The organism is Acuticoccus sp. I52.16.1 (genome assembly GCF_022865125.1).
GTDB lineage: Bacteria > Pseudomonadota > Alphaproteobacteria > Rhizobiales > Amorphaceae > Acuticoccus.
In genome coordinates, this window is the sequence record NZ_CP094828.1 from 413554 (window position 1) to 435994 (window position 22441).

The following is a 22441-nucleotide window of genomic DNA, read 5'->3' on the forward strand; positions in this document are numbered from 1 at the left end:
GTTGGTGCCATGTCACGGTTGAGGCGAAGCGTTCCCTCGCTCGGCGCCCTCGCGGCGTTCGAGGCCGCGGCGCGCTTGGGCGGGTTCACGAAAGCGGCCGGCGAGCTGGGGGTCACACAGGCGGCGATCTCCCGCCAGATCCGCGCGCTCGAGACGGATCTGGGAAAGCCGTTGTTCGTGCGCGGCAACCGGCAGGTGGAGCTGACCGCGTCCGGCCGGGTGCTGGCCGAGGCCGTCTCCGAATCGTTCACCCGCATGGCCGCCGCCATCGACGAGGTGCGCGAGGGGCGCGACGTCACGACGCTGACGGTGTCGACCTCCCTCGCCTTTTCGCACTTCTGGCTCCTGCCCCGCCTTCCCTCGTTCCGCGTCGCGCATCCGGACGTGAAGCTCTCGGTGCTCTCCTCGGATTTCGCGGTGGACCTGCGTCTGGGCGAGGCGGACGTCGCCATCCGCTACGGCACGCCCCCCTTCCGCGACGGCTACAGTGTCGCCTCGCTGTCGGAGATGGCCTACCCCGTCGCCAGTCCGTCCCTGGTGGAGCGGCTGCCGACGCCGGTCGGCAAGGAGGCGCTGACCACCCTGCCCCTGATCGAGGCCGAGCCGCGCGAGCGGCAGTGGCTGAGCTGGCCCAAGTGGTTCGCCCTCGCCGGGATCGACGCCACGCCGCGCCGCGGGGTGATGACGTTCAACCACTATTCCGACGCCGTGTACGCCGCGATCACCGGCGAGGGGGTGATCGTCGGCTGGCACCAACTCCTCGAGCGGCCGCTGGCGGACGGGCGGCTGGCGCGGGTCGGCACCACCTCGGTCAAGCCCGAGGAAGGGCACCATGTCGTCGTCGCCAGCGACAAGCTGGACCTTCCCACCGTCGGCGCCTTCGTCGACTGGATCACCGAGGGCTTCGCCAGTTGCAGCTAGGCTAGCTCGCGACGCCGGCGACCGCCTGGCGGCGCCACGCCTCCGGCGTCGTCGCCTCCTCGGCGCGGAAGACGCGGATCAGGTGGGAGGCGTCGCAAAAGCCCGTCTCGGCGGCGATCGCAGTGATCGAACGATCGGTCGAGGCGAGCAGCGCCTTGGCCTGGCCGAGGCGCACCTTGCGGGCCGCCTCATGCGGCGTGAGGCCGAGCGTCGCCTGAAAATGCCGCTCCAGCCGGCGGCGTGACACGCCCAGCCGGTCGGCCAGGACCGTGACCGGGATCGGCGCGGCCATCGTCTCGCGCATCAGCCCCAGCGCCCGGCGGACGAGCTGATCGCTGGTCTTGAGATCCACCGTCGCCGAGGGCTGGGCGCGGTCGGCCGGCAGAGCCTCGTCGATGATCATGATCGACAGGCTCTTGCGCGCCGCCGCCCGTCCGACGTGCATATCCACCAGATAGGCGGCGAGGTGCGCGGCCGAGACCCCGCCCGAGCACGTCAACCGGTCGCGGTCGACCACGAATATGCGGTCCGCGACCGGCTCCAGCCCGTCGAACCGGTCGAGGAAATCGTCGCGGTGGAACCAGGAGACGCAGCAGCGGTAACCCTGCATCAGCCCCGCCGCATGCAGGACGAAGGCGCCGGTGCACACCCCGACCAGCGGCACCCCCGCCCCCGCCGCCTCGCGCAGGAAGGCGATGGCGGCGGCGTCGAGGCCGTCCATCTCGTCGATCAGGCCGCCGACGACGACGATGTAGTCGAACCGTGCCGGGTCGCCGAGGCGGGCGTCCGGCTGCACGGCGAGGCCGCAGGAGGAGCGCACCGGCTCCATCGTGGCCGACAGGATCGACCAGCGGCACAGGATCGGGCGCGAGCGATCCCCCTCGTCGGCCGCCAGGCGCAGGACGTCGACGAAGTTGGCGAAGGCGCACAGCGTGAAACGGCGTGTCAGCAGGAAGCCGACGGAAAGGCGGGGCGCGGTCATCGGACGAGCCTCTCTCGGACGCCTTGCGGCGGGGTGGAGCGGGGCGGCCGGGCGCAGCGGCCAGACGGCGGCGTGGCGATCGTCCGCGTGTCGCAATTCGACCACGCCGGCGACGCGTATATTCTGTACCGCCACGCCGTCTCGGCGCAATGGTCCCACGTTCCGCGATCCGGTCGACGAGGGCCGCCATGACGCATTTCTCCGCCATCGAACTCCTGAAGAGCGCCTTCACCGGCGACCGGCACTGGACCAGACAGTGGCCCGAAGCCGAGCCCAAGGCCGAGTACGACGTCGTCATCGTCGGCGCCGGCGGCCATGGCCTGGGCGCGGCGCACTATCTCGCCAAGGAGCACGGCATCACCAACGTCGCCGTGATCGACAAAGGCTGGCTCGGCGGCGGCAACACCGGCCGCAACACGACCATCATCCGCTCCAACTACCTCTACGACGAGAGCGCCCGGCTCTACGACCACGCCGTGGACCTGTGGGAGGGGCTGTCGCAGGACCTCAACTACAACGTCATGTTCTCGCGGCGCGGCGTGATGATGCTCGCCCACAACGTCCACGACGTGCAGTCCTTCAAGCGCCACATCCATTCGAACCGCCTCAACGGGGTCGACAATCGCTGGATTTCGGCCAGGGAGGCGAAGGAGATCTGCCCGCCGCTGAACATCCGGCCGGACGCGCGCTACCCGGTGCTGGGCGCCGCGTGGCAGGCCCGCGCCGGCACCGCACGACATGACGCGGTCGCCTGGGGCTACGCCCGCTCGGCCGCCTCGCGCGGGGTCGACATCATCCAGAACTGCCCCGTCACCGCGATCCGCCGCGGGCCGGACGGTGCGGTGACGGGCGTCGAGACGGTGAAGGGCTTCATCAAGGCCAAGAAGGTCGCGGTATCGGCCGCCGGGCACACTTCGGTCCTGATGGACACCGCCGGCGTGCGCATGCCGCTGGAATCGTTCCCGCTGCAGGCCCTCGTCTCGGAGCCGGTGAAGCCGGTCTTCCCGTGCGTCGTCATGTCCAACACGGTCCACGCCTACATCTCCCAGTCGGACAAGGGCGAATTGGTGATCGGTTCGGGCACCGACCAGTACACCTCCTACTCGCAGCGCGGCGGCATGGCGCTGATCGAGCACACGCTGGCCGCGATCGTCGAGATGTTCCCGCAGTTCTCGCGCATGCGGATGCTGCGCCTGTGGGGCGGCATCGTCGACGTGACGCCGGACCGCTCGGCGATCCTCGGCAAGACGCCGGTGCCGGGCCTGTTCGTGAATTGCGGGTGGGGCACCGGCGGCTTCAAGGCGACGCCGGGCGCGGCGCATGTGCTCGCCCACACCGTCGCCACCGGCGAGCCGCATCCGATCAACGCCCCCTTCACCCTGGAACGCTTCACCACCGGCCGCCTCATCGACGAGGCCGCCGCCGCAGCCGTCGCGCACTGAAGGCGCCGCACGATGATCCTGATCCACTGCCCCTACTGCGACGAGACCCTCCCCGAGGCGGAGTTCGCCTATGCCGGTGAGGCGCACATAGCGCGCCCGGATCCGTCCGTGTCGGACGAAGCCTGGCGTGATTTCCTCTATATCCGTGCCAATCCGAAGGGGCCGCACGCCGAGCGCTGGCGCCACGCCCACGGTTGCGCGCGCTACTTCAACGCCATTCGCGACACCGTGACCGACCGCGTGCTGGCGACCTACAAGGCCGGCGAGCCTCGCCCGGCGCTCGGCACGGAGGACGGGCGATGAGCGACGCCGCGCTGGGCACGACCCCCTTCTCCGCCGCCACCTACGATCACGTCGCCCCCGCGCCCTTCCGCATCCCCGGCAAGGGCCGCGTCGACGACGTGACCGCCGTGCGCTTCACGTTCGACGGGCGCGAGATCGTCGCCGCCGAGGGTGACACCGTCGCCTCGGCGCTGCTGGCGCACGGGATCCACCTCGTCGGCCGCTCGTTCAAGTATCATCGCCCGCGCGGCGTGGTGACGGCGGGATCGGAGGAGCCGAACGCGCTGATCAACGTGGTTCGCGGGCCCGGCCGAGCGGAGCCCAACACGCGCGCCACCATGCAGGAGGCGGTCGCCGGACTGAAGGTCGAGAGCCAGAACCGCTGGCCTTCCCTCGCCTTCGACGTCGGCGCCGTCAACGACCGGCTGTCCCGCCTGCTGGGCGCGGGCTTCTACTACAAGACGTTCAAGTGGCCGCGTGCCTTCTGGGACGGCCTCTACGAGCCGGTGATCCGCGCCGCCGCCGGCCTCGGCCGCGCGCCGACCGAGCCCGATCCGGACCACTACGCCGCCCGCTACGCCCATTGCGAGGTGCTGGTGGTCGGCGCCGGCCCCGCCGGTCTGGCGGCCGCGCGAGAAGCGGCCAAGGCGGGCGGACGCGTGATCCTCGTCGACGAAGGGAGCGAGCCGGGCGGCAGCCTGCTGACGACGCCCGGCGCCGAGGTGGACGGCCGCGCCGCCTGGGCCTTCCTGGCGGCGACGCTCGCCGAGCTGGCCGAGGCAGGCGTGACGATCCTCACCCGCACCACGGCGATCGCCTACGACCACGAGAACATGGTCGGCCTGGTGCAACGCGTGAGCGACCATCTCGCCGTGCCGCCCGAAGGCGCCCCGCGCGAGCGGCTGTGGCGCGTCCGCGCCGGACACGTCGTGCTCGCCCAGGGCGCCGTCGAAAAGCCGCTGGTATTCGACGGAAACGACCGTCCGGGCGTCATGCTCGCGGGCGCGGCGCAGACCTACCTCAACCGCTACGGCGTCGCCGTCGGCCGGCGCGTCGCGGTCGTCACCTCGCACGACAGCGCCTGGTACGCCGCGTTCGACCTCGCCGACGCGGGCGTCCCCGTCGCCTGGATCGCCGACACTCGCAGCACGCTGCCGCGCGAGCTGCGCGACGGCGCCGCCGGCCGCGGCATCGACGTCACCGGCGGCGCGGTCCCCGTCGCCACGCATGGCGAAAAGCGCGTGAAAGGCGTCTGGCTCGCGGAGCGACGCGGCGCCGGCGTCGGCGAGGCGTTCTACGTGGCGTGCGACGCGCTCCTCATGTCGGGCGGGTGGACGCCGGCGGTGAGCCTCTTCTCCCACACCAAGGGCAAGCTCGCCTGGGACGCCAAGACCGGACGCTTCCTCCCCGATACCACGCTCGAAGCCTGCCTCGTGGCGGGGGCCGGCAACGGCGCCTGGGGCCTCGCCGAGGCGCTCTCCAGCGGCGCGGCCGCCGGCGCCGAGGCCGTCGGCGCCGACACGCCGGCCGCCTACACCGTGACCCGCGACCACACCGGGACCGGCGCACCGGAGGGCGCGCTCCCCGCCGACCACACAGCGCGCAAAGCCTTCGTCGACTTCCAGAACGACGTCACCGCCAAGGACATCCGCCTGGCGGTGACGGAGGGGATGTCCTCGATCGAGCACATCAAGCGCTACACCACGACCGGTATGGCGACCGACCAGGGCAAGCTGTCCAATATCAACGGCCTGATGATCGCCGCGGAGGCGCTCGGCAAGACGCCGCCCGAAGTGGGCCTCACCACCTTCCGCCCGCCATATACGCCGACCACGTTCGGCGCCTTCGCCGGCGCGCGCCGCGGCGCCACCTTCGAGGTGACGCGCAAGACCGCGATCGACCCGTGGGCCGAGGCGAACGGCGCGGTCTTCGAGCCGGTCGCCCTGTGGCGACGCGCCCGCTACTTCCCGCAAGGCGTCGAGACGATGGACGAGGCGGTGGCGCGCGAGTGCCGCACCACGCGCAACGCCGCGGGCATCTTCGACGCGTCGACGCTGGGCAAGATCGAGGTCGTCGGCCCGGACGCGGCCGAGTTCCTGAACCGCATGTACACCAACCCGATGCTCAAACTCGGCGTCGGCAAATGCCGCTATGCGTTGCTCCTGGGCGACGACGGCTTCATCCGCGACGACGGCGTCATCGCCCGCATCGCCGAGGACCGCTTCCACGTCACCACCACCACCGGCGGCGCCCCGCGCGTGCTCGCCATGATGGAAGACTATCGGCAGACCGAGTGGCCGGATCTCAAGGTATGGCTCACCTCCACCACCGAGGAGTGGGCCACCATCGCCGTCAACGGCCCGAAGGCGCGCGACATCATCGCCCCGCACGTCGCCGGGCTGGACCTGTCGGCCGAGGCGTTCCCGCACATGTCGGTCGCGACGTGCACCTTCGCGGGTGTGCCGTGCCGGCTCTGGCGCGTGTCGTTCACCGGCGAGGTGGGGTTCGAGGTGAACGTCGGGGCGGCCGAAGGGCGGCGCGTGTGGGAGGCGATCGTCGCCACCGGCAAGGCCCACGGGGCCTGCGTCTACGGTACCGAGACGATGCACGTCCTGCGCGCCGAGAAGGGCTACATCATCGTCGGCCAGGAGACGGACGGTACGGTGACGCCGGTGGACGCCGGGCTCTCCTGGGCGCTCGGACGCAAGAAGGCGGACTTCGTCGGCATGCGGGCGCTGGCGCGGCCGGACATGGCGAAGGACGACCGCAAGCAGCTCGTCGGCCTTCTTACCGAGGATCCGGCGGTGGTGCTGGAGGAAGGCGCCCAGCTCGTCGCCGATCCGGCGCAGGCGCTGCCGATGACCATGCTGGGGCACGTCACCTCCTCCTACCGGAGCGCCACGCTCGGCCGCTCCATCGCGCTGGCGCTGGTGCGCGGCGGCCATGCCCGGACGGGCGAGACGCTCTATGTGCCCATGCCGGACGCCACCCATGCCGTGACCATCACCGGCACCGTGTTCTTCGACCCGCAGGGAGCCCGCCTCGATGGCTGAGATGGAGATCGTGCGCAGGCTCGCCCCGCTGGGCCGCTTCAGCCTGCGCCTCGACGAGGCGGATCGCGAGGCGGCCGCTGCCGCGATCGCGGTGCCGCTGGGCGGGCGCATCGGTACCATCGCCGAGGCCGGTGCGCGGCGATCGCTGCGCCTGGCGCCGGACGAGTGGTTCCTCGCCGTGCCGCTGCAGGACGTCACCTCCGTCGCCGACGCGTGGGCGGGCGCCGGCATCGTCGGCAGCCTGGTGGAGATCACCAACCGCGAAGTATCGTTCGCGATCGCCGAGCCGGTGGCGGAAGACGTCTTGGCGCACGGCTGTCCGCGCGACCTGTCGGCGATGGCGCCCGGCCGCGGCGCGCGGACGGTCTTCGACGGCGTCGACGTGGTGCTGTGGCGCTTCGAGGACCGGTTCGAGATGGACCTTTGGCCCTCGTTCGCCCCCTTCGTCGAGGCGCTGCTGCGCGCGGCCACCCGCGAGATGGCCGCCGCAGGCTGACCGGCCGGGAAAATTGTGCACGATCCGGTAACCGAGCGTTGACCCTAAACGTTTAAGTATCCATGCGGTAAATCGAGTGCGCACCTCGCGCATGACCTCGTCGCCCACGGGCGCAAGGTCCACGCCGGGCGCGGAGATCGGCATGGGTAGACGGGTACTGATCGGGTGTCTGGCGCTGCTGGCGGTGGCGTGGCCGGCGTTTGCGCAGGTGCCGCGCCCCAAGCCGGTGCTGCACGCCGCCGCCGCGCCGTCCCCGCCGCCTGCCCCGGCGAGCCCGCCCTCCGCCCCGGAGAGCCCGGCGCCTGCCTCGGCGAGCCCGGAGACGGCGCACGCCCCGCAAAGCGCCGCTGCGGCCGCGTTGCCCGGCGCGGCCATCCCCGCGCCGCCGCCCGCGACCGGGCCGCTGGCGTTCGCCCCCACCAGCGTCAACGAGCGCGTGGCCGGCGCCTTCGCCGTCCCCATGCCGGAGCTGAAGCCCGACGTGAGCCCCGATGGGCCCCCCGGCGCCGCGGCCCCGCCGCTCCCCCCCCTCGCCGGCACGAAGGCACCGAGGCCCGCCGACGAGGCGCCCGCCGTCAAGAAGGCGGACGAGGCGAAGCCGGCGACCGCCGACACGGCGACCGCGGACCCGGTAGAGACCGAGACGCCCCGCCCGAAACCGAAGATCACCCGCGTCGCCGCCCGTGCGCCACAGCGCGAGCGGACGCCGACCAACTCCAGCGTCCACACCAGCATCCGCGCCGCGCAGCTCGACCCCGGCGAGGGGGCGGCGTGCGAGGCCGCCCTGTCCAAGCGCGCGACCTATACGCTCAAGACGGCGGTTCGCGACAACAGCTGCGGTGCGCCGCGGCCGCTCGCCGTCTCGGCGGTCGAGGGGGTGCAACTGTCGGGAAGCACCACGTTGCGCTGCCCCGTCGCCACCGCCCTCGCCGACTGGACGAAGGACGTCGTTCACCCGGCCGCGAAGAAGCACTTCAAGCAGGATATCGCCGCCTACCTCCTCGGCCCGACCTACGCCTGTCGGCGGCGGCGCAACGGCTCGCGCACCACGCGCCTCTCCGAGCACGCCTTCGCCAACGCGGTCGATATCGCAGGATTCCGGTTGAAGGACGGGACGGTGGTCATGGTCGAGCCCCACCACGGCGGCGCCGCGAAGGCGTTCCAGGCGGAGGTGCGCCAGGGGGCGTGCGGAACCTTCAAGACCGTGCTCGGACCGCGCACCACACCGCTCCACGACGACCACCTGCACCTCGATTCCGCCCCGCGCGGCAACGGCTCGACCTACTGCAAGTAGCCGCCGCCGATCGTGACTTGCCGGCGGTGGGATCGGGGCATAGGTCTCCAGGCGCATCGCTTCGCGAGGACCCCACGATGATCCGATCGATCGGAGCGCTGGCGCTCGCCGCCATGTGTCTCGCCGGCCCCGCCGCCGCCGATCCGCTTCCCACGGCAGCTCCCGTAGACGTCGGCCTGCTGGCGGACCGCCTGGCGGCGATCGGCCCGCGCATCGAGGAGGACATCGCGGCGGGGAGCATTCCCGGCGCGGTGCTCCTGGTGCTGCGGGACGGGAAGGTCGCCTACCTGGAGGCGTTCGGCGAGAGCGACACCCGCAGCCACACCGCGATGGCGCCCGATTCGATCTTCCGCATCTATTCGATGACCAAGCCGATCACGAGCATCGTCGTGATGCAACTCGTCGAAGAGGGACGGTTGAAGCTCTCCGACCCGGTGATGAAATATATCCCCTCCTTCATCAACGCAGTCGTCGCCCGCGAGGGAAAGGACGAGGACGGCAAGCCGGTCATCCTCGACGAGACCCTCGCCCCCCGCGCCCCCACGGTGCAGGACCTGCTGCGCCATACCTCGGGCGTGGTCTACGGCATCTTCGGCAGCGGTGCCGTGCGCCAGGCCTATCGCGACAGCCTCACCGGCCGCGAGGACATGACCGCGTTCGAGCAGGCGCAGGCGATCGGCGAGGCGCCCCTGGCCTTCGCGCCGGGCGCGGGCTGGGAGTACGGCCGCTCGACCGATATCCTCGGCGCGATCATCGAAGTGGTCGAGGATAAGCCGCTCGACGAGGTTTTCCAGGCGCGCGTCCTGGGTCCGCTGGGGATGACGGATACGGCGTTCTGGGTTGAGGACGAGGCGAAGTGGACCCGCCTCGCCCAGCCGCCGGACACCGCATTCGGCGGCCGTGAATTCTTCGCCGACCCGACGACGAAGCCGACGCTGCTCTCCGGCGGCGGGGGCCTGATGTCGACCGCGCCGGACTATGCGCGCTTCGTGACGGCGCTGCTGAACGGAGGTGAACTGGAAGGGCGGCGCATCATCGGCCCTCGGACGCTCGCCTTCATGACGTCCGACCACCTCGGCGCCATACCCCACGGCGCGCCCGAGGGCGTCCCCTCGATCGGCTATCTGCCCGGCCCCGGCTACGGCTTCGGCCTTGGCGTCGCGGTGCGGACCGATGCGGGGCTGGCGCCCTTCCCCGGCTCGGTCGGCGACTATTTCTGGGGCGGCTATGCGGGAACCTACTTCTGGGTCGACCCGGCCGAGGACCTCGCCGTCGTGTTCATGATGCAGGCGCCGCGGATGGGCCCGGCCTACCGCGAGCTGCTGCGGAGCATGGTCTACGGCGCGTTGCTGCCTCTGAGAGCGGCGCCGGACTGAGCGCACGGCCCGGCCCGCGGCCCGGCCGAGCGCACGGCGCACGAAAAAAGCCCCGGCGGGATCCCGCCGGGGCTTTTTCGTTCGGAGCCGAAGCGCCCCGTCAGATGACGTAGGACGCCAGCGGCGGGAAGCCGTTGAAGGCGACCGAGGCGTAGGTCGTCGTGTAGGCGCCGGTGCCGCCGATGAAGAGCTCGTCGCCGATCTCCAGGTTCACCGGGAGCGGATACGGGGTCTTCTCGTACATCACGTCGACCGAGTCGCAGGTCGGGCCGGCGAGGATGCACGGGATCGCCTCGCCATGGCGCGACGACTGGATCGGGTAGCGAATCGCCTCGTCCATGGTTTCGGCGAGACCGTTGAACTTGCCGGCGTCGATGTAGACCCAGCGGATGTCGCTCTCGGCCTTCTGCGACACGAGGACGACCTCGGCCTTCAGAATGCCGGCGTTGCCCACCATGCCGCGTCCCGGCTCGATGATCGTCTCCGGCAGGCGGTTGCCGAAGTGCGCGCGGATCGAGGCGTTGATCTCGTGGCCGTACTCGCCCTCCTCGGGGATATCCTCGAGGTAGCGGGTGGCGAAGCCGCCGCCCAGGTTGACCATCTTCAGCTCGATGCCGCGGTTGCCGAGCGTGCGGAAGATCTCGGCCGAGGACTCGAGCGCCTGGTCCCAGGCGCGCGGGTTCTTCTGCTGCGAGCCGACGTGGAAGGACACGCCGTAGGCGACGAGGCCCGAACGGTGAGCGTGGTCCAGAACGTCGATCGCCATCTGCGGCTCGCAGCCGAACTTTCGCGACAGGGCCCACTCGGCGCCCTCGCCGTCGCACAGGATGCGGCAGTAGACGCGCGCGCCCGGCGCGGCACGCGCGACCTTGTCGACCTCGGCCTCGCAGTCGACGGCGAACATGGTCACGCCGCGGGCGTGTGCTGCGGCGACGTCACGCTCTTTCTTGATGGTGTTGCCGAAGGAGACGCGGTTCGGCGTGGCGCCGGCGGCGAGCGCCATGTCGATCTCCTGCACCGAGGCGCAGTCGAAGTTGGAGCCGAGCTCGGCCAGCAGCGCCAGGATCTCGGGCGCCGGGTTGGCTTTGACCGCATAGAAGATACGGCTGTCCGGCATCGCCTTGGCGAAGCGGAGATAATTCTCGCGCACGACTTCGAGGTCCACGACGAGGCAAGGGCCCTCGGGACGTCGCTCGCGGAGGAAGTTCATGATGCGGTCGGTCATTGGCGCAACCCCAAAGCGTTGAAGGTTTGCGTCGGCGCGTCGTTCGCCGGAGACGCTGTGGAGGCGCCGTCCGTCGTCCTTCGAACCGAATGGCCCCCGCACTGGCCTGTTGTAAGGCGGGGGCGCGTCGCGTCACACGATCCGCACGAACGTCGCCTCCCGAAGGAAGTTCGGCCCGGCGGGGCGATTGGGGACGGAAACGTGACCTGCCGTGAAAGGCAGAGGGTTTTCGTCCAGTGATGCTAGCGCTTTGGGAGTTGGGGTAAGGCCCCCGCGACCCGCACGCCTGGCAAGGATGTAGTCGCCTCTTCAGTGACCCCGGCTTTTGGACAGCCGGAAGAGACCAAGGAAGCCCTCTACGTCGTTGCTTCAAGTCGCGCTGCGGGTCGGGGAAAGCGGCTCCTCGCCGCCAAACACTCACCGCAGGGTCCGGTTCAATCCGGAAGACCGGTCATTGCCCCGCTGAACTTGGCTGATCTTCCTGAAGCGAAAGAGCAACCAGACCCAGCGATGACCGGCACGCGACCACAGGCACGTGCGAAATTGGGCAGGCCGTATATGCTTGACCCGCGTCCATTTTGCAAGGGGGGGATCGACACGCGATCGCGCAAAACTGGCTCGCGCAATTTCGCTTCCACTTCAGCCCCTTCATGAGGCACATGGGCGCCCATGCCGTTGGCTCTCGTTCTCACCGCCGTCGTCGTTCTGGTCGCGCTGATCGCCCTCGTTCAGGCGGCTTCGAGCCGGCTTGCGCTGCCGCAGTCGGTGGCGTTGGCCGCCCTCGGCATCGTGCTGGGGCTTCTCGCCACGGCCGGCCATGCGCCCGAACCGCTGGCACCGCTCGCCGAGCTCTTCCGCGAGCTCCCCCTGTCGGCCGACGCGCTGACGCTGATTCTCCTGCCGCCGCTCCTGTTCGACGCCGCCTTCCGAATCGACGCCCGGCGGATGCTGGACGACGGCGCCTCCATCGTCCTCCTCGCCGTGGTGGCCGTCGCGGTGTCGACCTTCGCGATCGGCTTCGCGCTGGCGCCGGTCACCGGGATGGCGCTGTCGGTCTGCCTGCTCCTGGGGGCGATCGTGTCGACCACCGATCCGCTGGCAGTGCTCTCCATCTTCCGCGACGTCGGCGCGCCGGCGCGCCTGGTGCGAATCGTCGAGGGCGAGAGCCTCTTCAACGACGCGGCGGCGATCGCCCTCTTCACCATCCTCGTCGCCGCGTCCTCGGCGCAGAACGTGACCTTCGCGGACGGCGTGGTCGTCTTCCTGGTGAGCGGCATCGGCGGTGCGGCGGTGGGCGTGGGGACCGGGATCGTCGCCAGCCTCTTCATCGCCATGACGCGCGGGCACGCCGCGGCGCTCACCTCCATCACCGTCGCCCTCCCTTATCTGACATGGGTGCTGTGCGAGGAGCAGCTCGGGATCTCCGGCGCGATGGCGGTGGTCGTCTCCGGGCTGTGGGCGGCGCGGCGGGCGCAGTCGGGCCGGGCCGTCGCCTCCTGGCGCCACGTGCACCAGATCTGGGAGCAGCTCTCCTTCTGGTCCAACAGCCTGATCTTCGTCCTCGCCGCCTTCCTAGTGCCGACGCTCCTGTCGCGCTTCGATCTGGCGATGGCGCTGGCGACCGGGGTGGTCGTCCTCGCCGCGTTCGGGGCGCGGGCCCTCATCCTGTGGGGCTTCCTGCCCATCCTGGAGCGTCTGGCGCTCGCGCAGAGCATCGAGCACCGCGCCAAGGCGCTGCTGTGGTGGGGCGGCATGCGCGGCGGACTGACACTGCTGCTGGCGCTCTCGGTGACCGAGATCGACGCCATCGCGCCCGCGGACCAGGAGTTCGTGGCGGTGCTCGCGACCGCCTTCACGCTGTTCACCATCTTCGTCAACGGCTTGACCCTGCGCCCGCTGACGAGCCTCGTGGGGCTGACGCGGCTCTCACCGTTCGAGCGCCATCTGGGCGCCGGCGCCCGCGCCTTCGCCCGGCAGCGGGCCGCCGAACGCATCGGCGCAACCGCCGAGCAATACGGCATTGAGGCCGACATCGCCGACAATGCGCTGGAGGCCTACCGCGACGCCGCGAGTTCGCACGAGGCCGTGCCGGCGACGGCGCGCTCGCATCTGGCACTGGTCGTGCTGGCGCAGGCCGAGCGGGCCGCCCTCTCCCGCCACGCCGAGAACGCGGTGATCTCGCCGCGCGTCGCCGAATTGTTGAACCGCGAGGTTCAGCGGGTGCGGGAGGCGGCGCGGGTGAACGGACGACGCGGCTACCTGGCGACGGCCGAGCGGGCCACCCGCTACACCCTCGCCTTCCGCGGCGCGCTCCTGGCACAGCGGTGGTTCGGCGTGCGGCGGCCGCTGGCGGCGGTGGTGTCGGACCGGTTCGAGAAGCTCATCGTCCACCGCCTGGTGCTGTCGGAGCTGGTCACCTTCTGTGCCGACCGCATCGCCCCGGTGATGGGCGAGCGCGTCGCGGAGGTGTGCGCACGTATCCTCGAACGGCGGCGGACCAACGTCGCCAGTGCGCTCGACGCGCTGACCTTGCAGTATCCGCATTTCGCGCGCCGGCTGGAGCAGCGCTTCCTGGAGCGCGTGGCGCTCACCGAGGAGCATCAGGCCTACCAGGTCCTGCGCGAGGAAGGGATCCTCGCCGCGGACGTGTCGAGCGCGTTGGCCGACGAGATGGTCGCGGCGAACCGGCGCTTCACCGGCGCGTTGACGCTGGACCTGTCGGTGGACAAGCGGGCGATGGTGGCGGCGGTGCCGATGTTCGCCAAGGTGCCGGACGCGACGCTGTCGACGCTGGTTCGCAGCCTGCGCACGCGCTTCGTGGTGCCGGGGGAGCGGATCATCCGCCGCGGCGACACCGACGACGAGGTCTATTTCATCGCCTCCGGCGCGGTGGAGGTCGACACCGGGACGCTGAAGGTGACACTCGGCCGCGGCAGTTGCGTGGGCGAGATCTCGGCCGTTCTGGGGGTCCCGCGCAGCGCCGACGTGACGATGCTGGGCTTCGGCGAGCTCCTCGTCCTGCCGGGCCGCGTCTTTCGCAACCTGTTGAGCGGCAACGACGATCTGCGCCGCGAGATCGTCGCCGTGGCACGCCGGAGGCGGGCGGAGACCGACCGCGGAACGGCGAAACCGGAAAATCTGCAATCGGCGTTGAATCAATCGTCGGTGGGCGCTGGACAGGCCGTCTGAGCCCCACTATAACGCCGGCCTCGACGCATTGATTTGCGTCGCCGCCCAGGTAGCTCAGTTGGTAGAGCATGCGACTGAAAATCGCAGTGTCGGTGGTTCGAACCCGCCCCTGGGCACCATTGCTTTCAAGGCCCTAGCCCGCCCCTTCCAAGGCCCGATCCCGCATCCGGCCGTCGTCCTCGGCGCACTGCTTCCGGTCGGAGTCGTCGCGGCCGCGACGTCGTGCGGTCGGACTTAATGTTTCGAGCGACCGCGAGGTGTCCTCGCGGCCGCTCGCCGGCCGAGCGGGTTTACTTGCCCAGGACGCCGCGGGCCTTGGCGACATAGGCCTCACCGTCGAAGCCGAGTTCGGCGGCGCGGTCGTAGAAGGCCTTGTAGGCGGCCTCGGAATATTCCGGGGCGGTGACGCGGGCGATCTCGCTCGCCGGCGCGGTCCACAGCTCGACGCCGTTCTCGGCCATCTCGTCGACCGCGGCGTTCACGTACGTGTAGAAGTCGTACAGCGCCTCGTGCTGCAGGTCGTCCATCTCCACGCGGATCGCCGCGCGCAGGTCCTGCGGGATCTCTTCCCAGGTGTCCTTGTTGATGAGAATGACCCAGCCGGTGATCGGGCCGATCTTCCAGTTCTGTACGTTCTTGGCGAGGCGCCAGTATTCCTGCCCGTTGCCGTAGCAGGTCGAGGTGAAGACACCGTCGATCACGCCGCGCTCCAGCGCCGGCGGCACCTCGGACAGGGGAAGCGGCGCGGGCTTGGCGCCGATCGCCTCCATCAGCGCGGCCGTCTGTGGGTTGTGCACGCGCAGCTTCTTGCCCTTGAAGTCCTCCAACGTGCGGATCGGCTCCTTGGAGAACAGCGCCTGGCTGCACCAGGCGCCCTCGGCCAGCACTACCGAGTTCCAGTTCTCTTCCCACAGCTGGGCGACATCGTCGCACCAGAACGATTCGCACAGGTAGGCGTACTCGGCCATGTTGTCGACGAGGCCGGGCAGGTTGAAGAGGCCCATGCGGGGGTCTTCGCCGGCGAGGTAGGTGTGCAGCGCGCCCGACATCGGCACCCGCCCGTCGCGCACTGCGGCGGTGATCTGCGTGCCGCCGACGAGCGAATCGTTCAGCGTGACCTGCACCTTGCCGTCGGTCGCCTTGGCGATCCGCTCCGGCACCTGTTCCATCATGGCGGTGTAGAGCGAGTTGGGCGACGGCAGGACGCCCATCGTCAGGTCGAAGTCCTGCGCGCTGGCGGGCGTGGCGATGGCGAAGCCGGCGGCGAGCGCCAGCACCGGCGCCGCGAGCGCACGCATGAGCCGCCGCGCCGGTGAACCGGCTGCGCGCGTATTGGTTTTGGCGACGTGCCCGAGCATTCCAATCCTCCCTGGATTTCGTCTTTGCAGGTCGCGCCGGACGGACCGGGCCGCGACCGTTCTGCCAATCATACAATCTGATTGATCGATTGCAACGGCTGGGGCGCGATGCTACGGTTCGTCACGTCACGATACCGCTCAAAACTCCCGCATTTCACGAAGCTGATTTTGCGAGGTTTCTCGCCGAGCGGCCGCGTGCAGGAGAGACGAACCCATGCAGGATCCGCGGGAGAGCGCCCCAGCAGCGGCGCCTTTACGCCACCCTTCCACCACCGTGCGCGCCATCGACGCCCTCAGCGATGCCACCGGCGTCCTCAGCGCCCTCGCGCTGATCGCCATGACGTCGATTGTATGCTTCGAGGTGTTCTCGCGCTACGTCCTCAACGAGCCCACCTACTGGGGCACGGACGTCGCCACCTACATCCTCGTCGGCATGACGTTCATGGGCCTCGCCCAGGCGCAGAAGGCCGGCACTCACGTCCAGGTCGAGATCCTGGTCGCCTCGCTGTCGAAGGACTGGCAGCGGCGCCTTGGCCTCTACGCCAACTGGCTGGGCCTTCTGTTCGTGCTGTTCACCGGCTGGCAGATGGCGATCTTCAACTACCAGGAATTCGCCAACGACACGCGCGACTGGGGCCTGCTCTCCACGCCGCAGTGGATCCCGGAGCTCCCCGTCAGCATCGGATATGCCGCGTTCGCGCTGGCGATCCTCGCCGACATCCTGCGTGACAGCCGCGCGCCGCGCCTCTCCCGGATCCTCGGGCCGGTCCTCGTCGTGGGGCTCGCCGCCGGCCTCCTCTATCTCGGCGATCGGCCGATGAAGATCCCCGGACTGCGGCTCGACGTCGGCTCCATCGCGGTCGTCGCGGTCTTCCTGGCGGGTGTGCTGCTGGTGAACGGCGGGCGCATGTTCCTCGCCGTCGGCGCCGCCGTGTTGGGCCTGGGCGCACTCTACTGGGCCAGCAAAGGCGCACCGCTGACCCTCGTCAGCGCGCTGCTGGTGGGAACGCTCCTGGTGCTCCTGGTCCTCGGCGTGCGCGTGGGGCTGACGCTCGGCCTCGTCGGCCTGCTGGGGCTGATGTTCCTCTTGCCGATGCCGCAGCCTTCGGTGCTGGCCGAACGCTCCTGGAACTCGGTCAACACCTTCACCCTCACCGCGGTGCCGATGTTCGTGCTGATGGGGGCGCTCCTCATCCGCTCGGGCGTGACGACGCAGATGTTCGACGCGCTGACCCGCTGGTTCGGCCGCACCCGCGGCGGCGTCGCCCACGCGACCATCGGCGCCTCGGCCGTCTTCGCCGCCGTCTCCGGTTCCAGCCTCGCCACCGCCGCCACCATGGGCCAGGTCGCCTGTCCCGAGATGACGAACCGCGGCTACTCCCCGCGCCTCACCTACGGCGTCGTCGCCGCCGGCGCGACGCTCGGCATCCTCATCCCGCCGTCCATCGCCATGATCATCTACGGCACCACGGTGGGCGTGCCGGTGACGCAGCTCTTCATCGCCGGCATCATCCCCGGCGTGCTGATCTCGCTGGGCTTCATGGCCGGGGTGGCGCTGTGGACGGTCCTGCGCCCCGCGGCGACGCCGGCCGGCCAGCACTACCCGCTGAAGGAGAAGCTCGCCGGCACGCTCTCGGTGCTCCCCTTCATCGTCGTCATCGCGGTGGTGCTGGGCTCGCTCTACATGGGCGTCGCCACCCCGACCGAGGCGGGCGGCGTCGGCGCGGCGGCCTCGCTCCTCATCTGCCTGGTGCGCGGCATGCTGACGCCCCGCGCCCTCCTCGACATCGCGCTCGAGACCGTGCGCGTCACCTCGTTCCTGCTCCTCATCGTGGCCGGCGCGGCGATCATGAGCTGGGCGTTCGACTTCCTGCGCATCCCGCGCACGCTGGTCTCCACCGTCGAGGCGGCGGAGCTGGCGCCCTGGCTCATCGTCCTCATCATCGCGGCGATCTACATCGTCCTGGGCATGTTCATCGAATCCATCTCGATGATGCTGATGACGCTGCCCGTCACCTTCCCGATCATAATGTCGCTGGGGCTCGACCCGATCTGGTTCGGCGTCGCCCTGGTGATCATGATCGAGATCGGCCTGGTGACGCCGCCGGTGGGGATCATCCTCTTCATCCTGCGCGGGGTCAGCGGCACGGTGCCGCTGCGCGAGATCGTCTTCGGCGTGATGCCGTTCGTGGCGATCCTCCTCGCCTTCCAGGTCCTCTTCTACTTCTACCCGGCGCTGGTGACGTGGCTGCCGGCGCAGATCGAATAGCGCGCCGGTCCCCACCCCTTCGCCCCCACCACAACAACGGAGCCCCGCAATGGCACTTCCCCGCCTCGGGATCATCGGCATTGGGCGCATGGGCGCGCCCATGTCCCGCCGCCTCATGGAGGCGGGCTACTCGCTCACCGTCACCGACCGCAACGCGGACGCGGTCGCCAAGCTCGTCGCCGCCGGGGCCGCCAGCGCGCCGACCCCCGCCGCCGTCACCGAGGCGGCCGACGTCGTCCTCCTCTCGCTGCCGACGCCCGACATCGTCGACGCGGTCGCGTTCGGCGCGGACGGGATCGGCACCGTCGCCGGCGCCGGCAAGACGGTGGTCGACCTCTCCACCACCGGCCCGGAGGGCGCCAAGGCGCTCGCCGCCGGCCTCTCGGCCGAGGGCTTCACCGTGGTCGACTGTCCGGTTTCCGGCGGCGTCGGCGGGGCCGAGAAAGGAACGCTCGCGCTGATGGCCTCGGGCGACGCGGCCGCCTACGAGGCGCTGATGCCGATGTTCGAGGTGCTGGGCAAACCCTTCCTCGTCGGTCCCGACCCCGGCATGGGTCAGATGACGAAGGTCATGAACAATCTCCTCTCCGTGGCGGCGCTGGCGGTCACGTCCGAGGCGCTGGTGCTGGGGCAGAAGGCGGGGCTCGACCCCAAGGTTCTGGTCGACGTCATCAACGTGTCGAGCGGGCAGAGCAACGCCTCGATGACCAAGATCCCGAAGTTCGTGCTGACGCGCTCGTTCGACTTCGGCTTCGCCATCGGCCTCTCCAACAAGGACATCCGCCTGTGCCTGGAGTCGGCCAACGCGCTGGGCGTGCCGATGGTGGTGGGAAGCTCGGTGCTGGAGCTCCTGAAGATCGCCAACGCCAAGCTCGGCGGCGACGCGGACCTGACGCAGATCATCCAGCCCATCGAGGAATGGGCCGGCGTCACGGTCGGCGGCGAAGACTGACCCTTTCGGCCGGCGCCCCCGCGCCGGCCGTCTTCCGGCGGCTCAGGCGGCGAGCCAGCCGCCGTCGATCGGCATCACGGTGCCGGTGATGTCCGCCGCCGCCGGGCCACACAGGAAGACCAGCAGCGCGCCGATGTTCTCCATGGCGATGAACCGGCCGACGGGGCTGCGCTCCTCGGCGTAGGCGCGGGCGACGTCCTCGAACGGTTCGCCGCGCTCTTCGGCGATGCCCTCGATGCGCGTCAGGATCGGCTCGGTCGGCACCGATCCGGGCATGATCGCGTTGGCGGTCACCCCGTCGCGCGCGCACTCGATGGCGATCGCCCGCGTCAGGCCGATCAACGCGGTCTTGGTCGTCACGTAGTCCACCCGGTTCTGCGCGCCGCGGAAGCCGTAGTAGGATGACAGATTGACGATGCGCCCCCACCCGGCCCGCTTCATGTGCGGCAGCGCGCAGCGCACGGCGTGGAAGGCGGCCGAGAGGTTGACCGAGACGGACCTATCCCACGCCTCGGCGGTGAACGCCTCGATCGGCGCGAAATGGCGCACGACCGCGTTGTTGACGAGGACGTCGAGCGAGCCGAAGCGCTCCACGGTGCCGGCCACCATCCGCTCGATGGCGCCGACGTCGCGCAGGTCCGTAGGGTCGAAGGCGGCCGCCACTCCCCTTTCGGCGGCGAGCTTCTCGGCGACCGCCGCACCCTCGGCCGGATCGGCGAGCCCATTGAGGACGACGTTCGCCCCCGCCCCCGCCAACGCCTCGGCGAGCGCGTAGCCCAGGCCGCCGACCGAGCCCGTCACCAGCGCGGTTCTTCCTTTGAGATCGGTCACGCTCACCCCCGTCACGCCGCCGCCGTGGCGAGGCGCATGATCGCGCCGACGTCCGGCGCCTCGTCGATCGTCCAGAGCGCATCGGCGAGCGCTCGCACGTCGCCGCGATAGCCGCCGTAGCGGGCGCAATCGGCGAGCTTGTCCTCCAGCGCCGCGTCGCTGAGCGGGTTGACGGCCGAGCCGCGCGCCGCCGTCACTTCGCGCCGCAGCTCGGTACCGTCCGCGAGGCGAACCACGATGCCCGCCGAAGCGATCTCGCGCGCCGGATCGTCATGGAAGGATATCGGCGGGCGGCCGGCGGCGAGGGTGCGCGCCGCCGCCGCGTCGGTGAACTCGCCCAACCCGGCGCGGCCTTCGAGCAGCGCGATGGCGATGGCGTGGTGGGCCGAGACCTGGCCCTCGCGTCCGGTGGCGACGTCCGCCCGGTCGGTCCGCTCGCGCAGCAGCGGGTGCCCGGTGAGGGTGATCGCCGCGATCTCGTCGAGCCGCAACCCCTCGGCGCCGAGGGCGAGGATGGCGTCGAGCACCGGGTTCAGCACCACGCCAGTCGGATAGGGCTTGAAGGCGTTGCGGGCGATCTCCCAACGGCTGCCGAGCCCGTCGGTCAGCGCCTCGGGGTGCGGCGGGTCGGCGACGACGCCGAGATAGCCGCGCGGGCCGGTGAGCGGGTGGCGCGGGCCGGTCAGCCCCTGCCCCGCCAGCCGCGCCGCCATCATCCCGCCCCGTGCCGCACCGCCGACGCCGATGCTCTTGGCCATCGTCCCCAGCATCTCGACGAGCCCCGACGACTGCACCGCGGCGGCGCTGAAGGCGTGGCGCATGCGCTCGGGCGAGAGGCCCAGCAGCGAGCCGACGCCCGCCGCCGCGCCGAAGACGCCGCAGGTGGAGGTGATGTGCCACCCCCGCGCATAGTGGCTCGGCGACACCGCGTTGCCGAGCCGGCACTCCACCTCCCCGCCCGCGACGAAGGCCGTTAGCAGCCGCGCGCCGGAGTGGCCGCGCGTCTCGGCTTCGGCGAAGAGGCCGGCGGCGGGGATCGCGGCGGGGTGGATGATCGTCGCCTCGTGCGTGTCGTCGAAGTCGAAGATGTTGGCGGCCATCGCGTTGATGAACGCCGCGGTCGCCGCGTCGGTCCGCTCCGGCCGGCCGACGATGCCGGCGGTGGGCGCGCCGGCAGTCTCCCGCATCACGCCGAGGGTGATGTCGATCGCCCCCTCGCGGCAACCGGCCAGCATCGTGGCGAAGACGTTGACGAGGGAACGCCGCGCCTCGTGGCGCACCGCCTCGGGGATGGCATCGATGGTCAGCTCGGCGGCGAACCGGGCGAGCTCGGTCTCGGGGTGGTCGGACATCGTCTCTTTCGTTCAGGCGGGGACCGTCGCGGCGACAAGGTCGGCGACGTTTGGCAGGTCGTCCACCGTCCAGGCCATGGCGAGCGCCCGCTCGGCGGCGTCGGTTGAGAGGACCCGCAGCGCCTGGTCGGTGAACTTGGCGGAGAGCTGGGCGTCGCTGAGCGGCCGCTCCAGGTTGCCCAGCGAATGCTCGAGGCGCTTCTCCAGACGCGTCCCGTCGGCCAGTTCCACCACGAGGTGGACGCCGTCCTCGCCGATCGCCGGGTCGCTCTCGCGCACCGCCAGCTCACGCACGCGCTTCACGGCCGGGTCGGCGACCGCGTCGTCGGTGTATTCCGCGAGCCCGGCGCGGCCGCGGACCAAACCGACGGCGGCGCCGTGGACGACCGAGAACTTGCCCTCCAACCCGGTCGAGATCGCCGTCTTTCCGCACAGGTCGATCACCAGCGGGGCGACCTCGAGGCGCACCGCGCGGATCGCGGCGTGGTCGATCGCGTGCTCGTCGTGCAGCTGGATCGCGGCGTCGATGGCGGGATGGTTCACGATCCCGCACGGAAACGGCTTGTAGGTGTTGTGGCGCAGATCGTACGCCGCGCCGAGCCGGTCGGTGACCTTGGAGAGGTCGCGTGCGGCGGCGAGAACGTGGGCGAAGCCGCGCGGCCCTTCCAGCGCGCGCGGGCCGCTGGTGAACCCGGCCTTCGCCAGGAGGGCCGATTCGTAGCCGTTCCGGGCGGCGTGCCCGGCGTGGAAGGGCTTCGCCATGGAGCCGAACATCTCGCGGATGCCGGAAGCCTGGGTCGCTGCGAGGCCGAACGCGCCGACCATCTCGTCCACCGAGAGGCCGGCGAGCTTGCCGATGGCGGCCGCCGCGCCGAACACGCCGCACGTCCCGGTGCTGTGCCAGCCGGCGTCGTAGTGCGCCGGATAGGTCGCGTTGCCGATGCGAGAGGTGACCTCGAAGCCCAGGATGAAGGCGTGCAGGACGTCCGCCCCGCTCACCGGGAGCGCGCTGGCATAGGCGAGCAGCGCCGCCGCGACGGGCGGGCTGGCGTGGATGTAGTTCTTCGGCAGCGTGTCGTCGAAGTCGTGATAGTGGCTGGTGATGCCGTTGATGAGGGCGGCCCGCGCAATGTCCATCCGCTCGCGGCGGCCGACGATCCCGGCCGTCCCCGGGCCCGACAGCGGCGCGAACACGCCCGCGGCGATGCCGGTGCCCGCCTCCGGCGCCCCGCCCAGCATACAGCCGACGATGTTGACCACCGCCCGGCGCGCCTCGCGCCGGACGTCGGCGGGGATGTCCTCCGCCCGGCTCTCGACGACGTAGCGGGCAAGCTCTCGTGTCACGCTCACAGCGCCGCTCTCCTTTGAACGTCGGTCGGCCCCGGCGGGGCCGGCTCTCCTGCACGGGCGCGCCGGCCG

At 70.7% G+C, this 22441-nt stretch carries 16 protein-coding genes and 1 tRNA gene; 11 read left to right on the forward strand and 6 right to left on the reverse strand.

Annotated elements, in window-relative coordinates; genetic code table 11:
• Positions 1–9 precede the first annotated feature (9 nt).
• On the forward strand, positions 10–921 hold the full coding sequence (locus MRB58_RS01900; protein ID WP_244779953.1) for a LysR substrate-binding domain-containing protein: 912 nt from the start codon (positions 10–12) through the stop codon (positions 919–921).
• A gap of 1 nt (position 922) precedes the next feature.
• Here the strand turns inward: MRB58_RS01900 and MRB58_RS01905 are convergent, their stop codons facing one another.
• The gene (locus tag MRB58_RS01905; RefSeq protein ID WP_244779954.1) at positions 923–1903 is read right to left on the reverse strand and encodes a GlxA family transcriptional regulator; all 981 of its coding nucleotides are present in this window, start codon (positions 1901–1903) and stop codon (positions 923–925) included.
• Between the two features lie 188 nt (positions 1904–2091).
• Between MRB58_RS01905 and MRB58_RS01910 the strand changes: the two genes are divergently transcribed.
• The 6 genes from MRB58_RS01910 (at position 2092) to MRB58_RS01935 (ending at position 9846) form a co-directional block, all read left to right on the forward strand.
• Entirely contained in the window at positions 2092–3345 is a 1254-nt protein-coding gene (locus MRB58_RS01910) for a sarcosine oxidase subunit beta family protein (protein ID WP_244779955.1), read from the forward strand.
• 12 nt (positions 3346–3357) lie between these two features.
• Positions 3358–3648, forward strand: coding sequence for a sarcosine oxidase subunit delta (locus MRB58_RS01915; protein ID WP_244779956.1), 291 nt, complete (start codon positions 3358–3360; stop codon positions 3646–3648).
• Positions 3645–6680: a sarcosine oxidase subunit alpha family protein gene (locus tag MRB58_RS01920; RefSeq protein WP_244779957.1), complete on the forward strand. Its 3036-nt coding sequence runs from the start codon at positions 3645–3647 to the stop codon at positions 6678–6680. Before MRB58_RS01915 ends, MRB58_RS01920 begins: the two co-directional genes overlap by 4 nt.
• On the forward strand, positions 6673–7176 hold the full coding sequence (locus MRB58_RS01925) for a sarcosine oxidase subunit gamma (protein WP_244779958.1): 504 nt from the start codon (positions 6673–6675) through the stop codon (positions 7174–7176). Before MRB58_RS01920 ends, MRB58_RS01925 begins: the two co-directional genes overlap by 8 nt.
• A gap of 142 nt (positions 7177–7318) precedes the next feature.
• Entirely contained in the window at positions 7319–8470 is a 1152-nt protein-coding gene (locus MRB58_RS01930) for an extensin family protein (RefSeq protein WP_244779959.1), read from the forward strand.
• 77 nt (positions 8471–8547) lie between these two features.
• On the forward strand, positions 8548–9846 hold the full coding sequence (locus MRB58_RS01935) for a serine hydrolase (RefSeq protein WP_244779960.1): 1299 nt from the start codon (positions 8548–8550) through the stop codon (positions 9844–9846).
• 100 nt (positions 9847–9946) lie between these two features.
• On the opposite strand, the gene MRB58_RS01940 is transcribed toward MRB58_RS01935, so the two are convergent.
• Positions 9947–11071, reverse strand: a complete 1125-nt coding sequence (locus tag MRB58_RS01940; RefSeq protein WP_244779961.1) for a type III PLP-dependent enzyme — start codon at positions 11069–11071, stop codon at positions 9947–9949.
• Positions 11072–11740: 669 nt separating this feature from the next.
• Between MRB58_RS01940 and MRB58_RS01945 the strand changes: the two genes are divergently transcribed.
• Together MRB58_RS01945 and MRB58_RS01950 are read left to right on the forward strand one after the other, a co-directional pair.
• Positions 11741–14260, forward strand: a complete 2520-nt coding sequence (locus tag MRB58_RS01945) for a cation:proton antiporter (protein WP_244779962.1) — start codon at positions 11741–11743, stop codon at positions 14258–14260.
• 43 nt (positions 14261–14303) lie between these two features.
• A tRNA-Phe gene (locus tag MRB58_RS01950) sits at positions 14304–14379 on the forward strand.
• Positions 14380–14550: 171 nt separating this feature from the next.
• Here the strand turns inward: MRB58_RS01950 and dctP are convergent.
• Positions 14551–15558, reverse strand: coding sequence for a TRAP transporter substrate-binding protein DctP (gene dctP / locus MRB58_RS01955; RefSeq protein WP_244779963.1), 1008 nt, complete (start codon positions 15556–15558; stop codon positions 14551–14553).
• A 274-nt stretch (positions 15559–15832) separates the two neighbouring features.
• Here dctP and MRB58_RS01960 point away from each other — a divergent pair, with 274 nt between their 5' ends.
• Both MRB58_RS01960 and MRB58_RS01965 read left to right on the forward strand, forming a co-directional pair.
• The gene (locus tag MRB58_RS01960) at positions 15833–17887 is read left to right on the forward strand and encodes a TRAP transporter large permease subunit (protein WP_244779964.1); all 2055 of its coding nucleotides are present in this window, start codon (positions 15833–15835) and stop codon (positions 17885–17887) included.
• Between the two features lie 49 nt (positions 17888–17936).
• The gene (locus MRB58_RS01965; protein ID WP_244779965.1) at positions 17937–18839 is read left to right on the forward strand and encodes an NAD(P)-dependent oxidoreductase; all 903 of its coding nucleotides are present in this window, start codon (positions 17937–17939) and stop codon (positions 18837–18839) included.
• A gap of 42 nt (positions 18840–18881) precedes the next feature.
• Here MRB58_RS01965 and MRB58_RS01970 read toward each other — a convergent pair whose 3' ends face one another.
• Genes MRB58_RS01970 through MRB58_RS01980 form a run of 3 tightly spaced genes read right to left on the reverse strand, consistent with a single transcriptional unit; the run spans position 18882 to position 22372 of the window.
• Positions 18882–19670 (reverse strand): SDR family oxidoreductase, encoded by a 789-nt coding sequence (locus tag MRB58_RS01970; protein ID WP_244779966.1) that lies wholly within the window; start codon positions 19668–19670, stop codon positions 18882–18884.
• Between the two features lie 11 nt (positions 19671–19681).
• The gene (locus tag MRB58_RS01975; protein WP_244779967.1) at positions 19682–21022 is read right to left on the reverse strand and encodes an MmgE/PrpD family protein; all 1341 of its coding nucleotides are present in this window, start codon (positions 21020–21022) and stop codon (positions 19682–19684) included.
• Positions 21023–21034: 12 nt separating this feature from the next.
• Positions 21035–22372 carry an MmgE/PrpD family protein gene (locus tag MRB58_RS01980; protein WP_244779968.1) on the reverse strand — a complete coding sequence of 446 codons (1338 nt, stop codon included), beginning with the start codon at positions 22370–22372 and terminating at the stop codon, positions 21035–21037.
• Positions 22373–22441: the final 69 nt, after the last annotated feature.

What these genes read in the sequence shown, in the direction of transcription:
- MRB58_RS01900 (WP_244779953.1), top strand. Translation starts at nt 10, where the DNA reads ATGTCACGGTTGAGGCGAAGCGTTCCCTCGCTCGGCGCCCTCGCGGCG.
- MRB58_RS01905 (WP_244779954.1), bottom strand. Translation starts at nt 1,903, where the DNA reads ATGACCGCGCCCCGCCTTTCCGTCGGCTTCCTGCTGACACGCCGTTTC.
- MRB58_RS01910 (WP_244779955.1), top strand. Translation starts at nt 2,092, where the DNA reads ATGACGCATTTCTCCGCCATCGAACTCCTGAAGAGCGCCTTCACCGGC.
- MRB58_RS01915 (WP_244779956.1), top strand. Translation starts at nt 3,358, where the DNA reads ATGATCCTGATCCACTGCCCCTACTGCGACGAGACCCTCCCCGAGGCG.
- MRB58_RS01920 (WP_244779957.1), top strand. Translation starts at nt 3,645, where the DNA reads ATGAGCGACGCCGCGCTGGGCACGACCCCCTTCTCCGCCGCCACCTAC.
- MRB58_RS01925 (WP_244779958.1), top strand. Translation starts at nt 6,673, where the DNA reads ATGGCTGAGATGGAGATCGTGCGCAGGCTCGCCCCGCTGGGCCGCTTC.
- MRB58_RS01930 (WP_244779959.1), top strand. Translation starts at nt 7,319, where the DNA reads ATGGGTAGACGGGTACTGATCGGGTGTCTGGCGCTGCTGGCGGTGGCG.
- MRB58_RS01935 (WP_244779960.1), top strand. Translation starts at nt 8,548, where the DNA reads ATGATCCGATCGATCGGAGCGCTGGCGCTCGCCGCCATGTGTCTCGCC.
- MRB58_RS01940 (WP_244779961.1), bottom strand. Translation starts at nt 11,071, where the DNA reads ATGACCGACCGCATCATGAACTTCCTCCGCGAGCGACGTCCCGAGGGC.
- MRB58_RS01945 (WP_244779962.1), top strand. Translation starts at nt 11,741, where the DNA reads ATGCCGTTGGCTCTCGTTCTCACCGCCGTCGTCGTTCTGGTCGCGCTG.
- dctP (WP_244779963.1), bottom strand. Translation starts at nt 15,558, where the DNA reads ATGCGTGCGCTCGCGGCGCCGGTGCTGGCGCTCGCCGCCGGCTTCGCC.
- MRB58_RS01960 (WP_244779964.1), top strand. Translation starts at nt 15,833, where the DNA reads ATGCAGGATCCGCGGGAGAGCGCCCCAGCAGCGGCGCCTTTACGCCAC.
- MRB58_RS01965 (WP_244779965.1), top strand. Translation starts at nt 17,937, where the DNA reads ATGGCACTTCCCCGCCTCGGGATCATCGGCATTGGGCGCATGGGCGCG.
- MRB58_RS01975 (WP_244779967.1), bottom strand. Translation starts at nt 21,022, where the DNA reads ATGTCCGACCACCCCGAGACCGAGCTCGCCCGGTTCGCCGCCGAGCTG.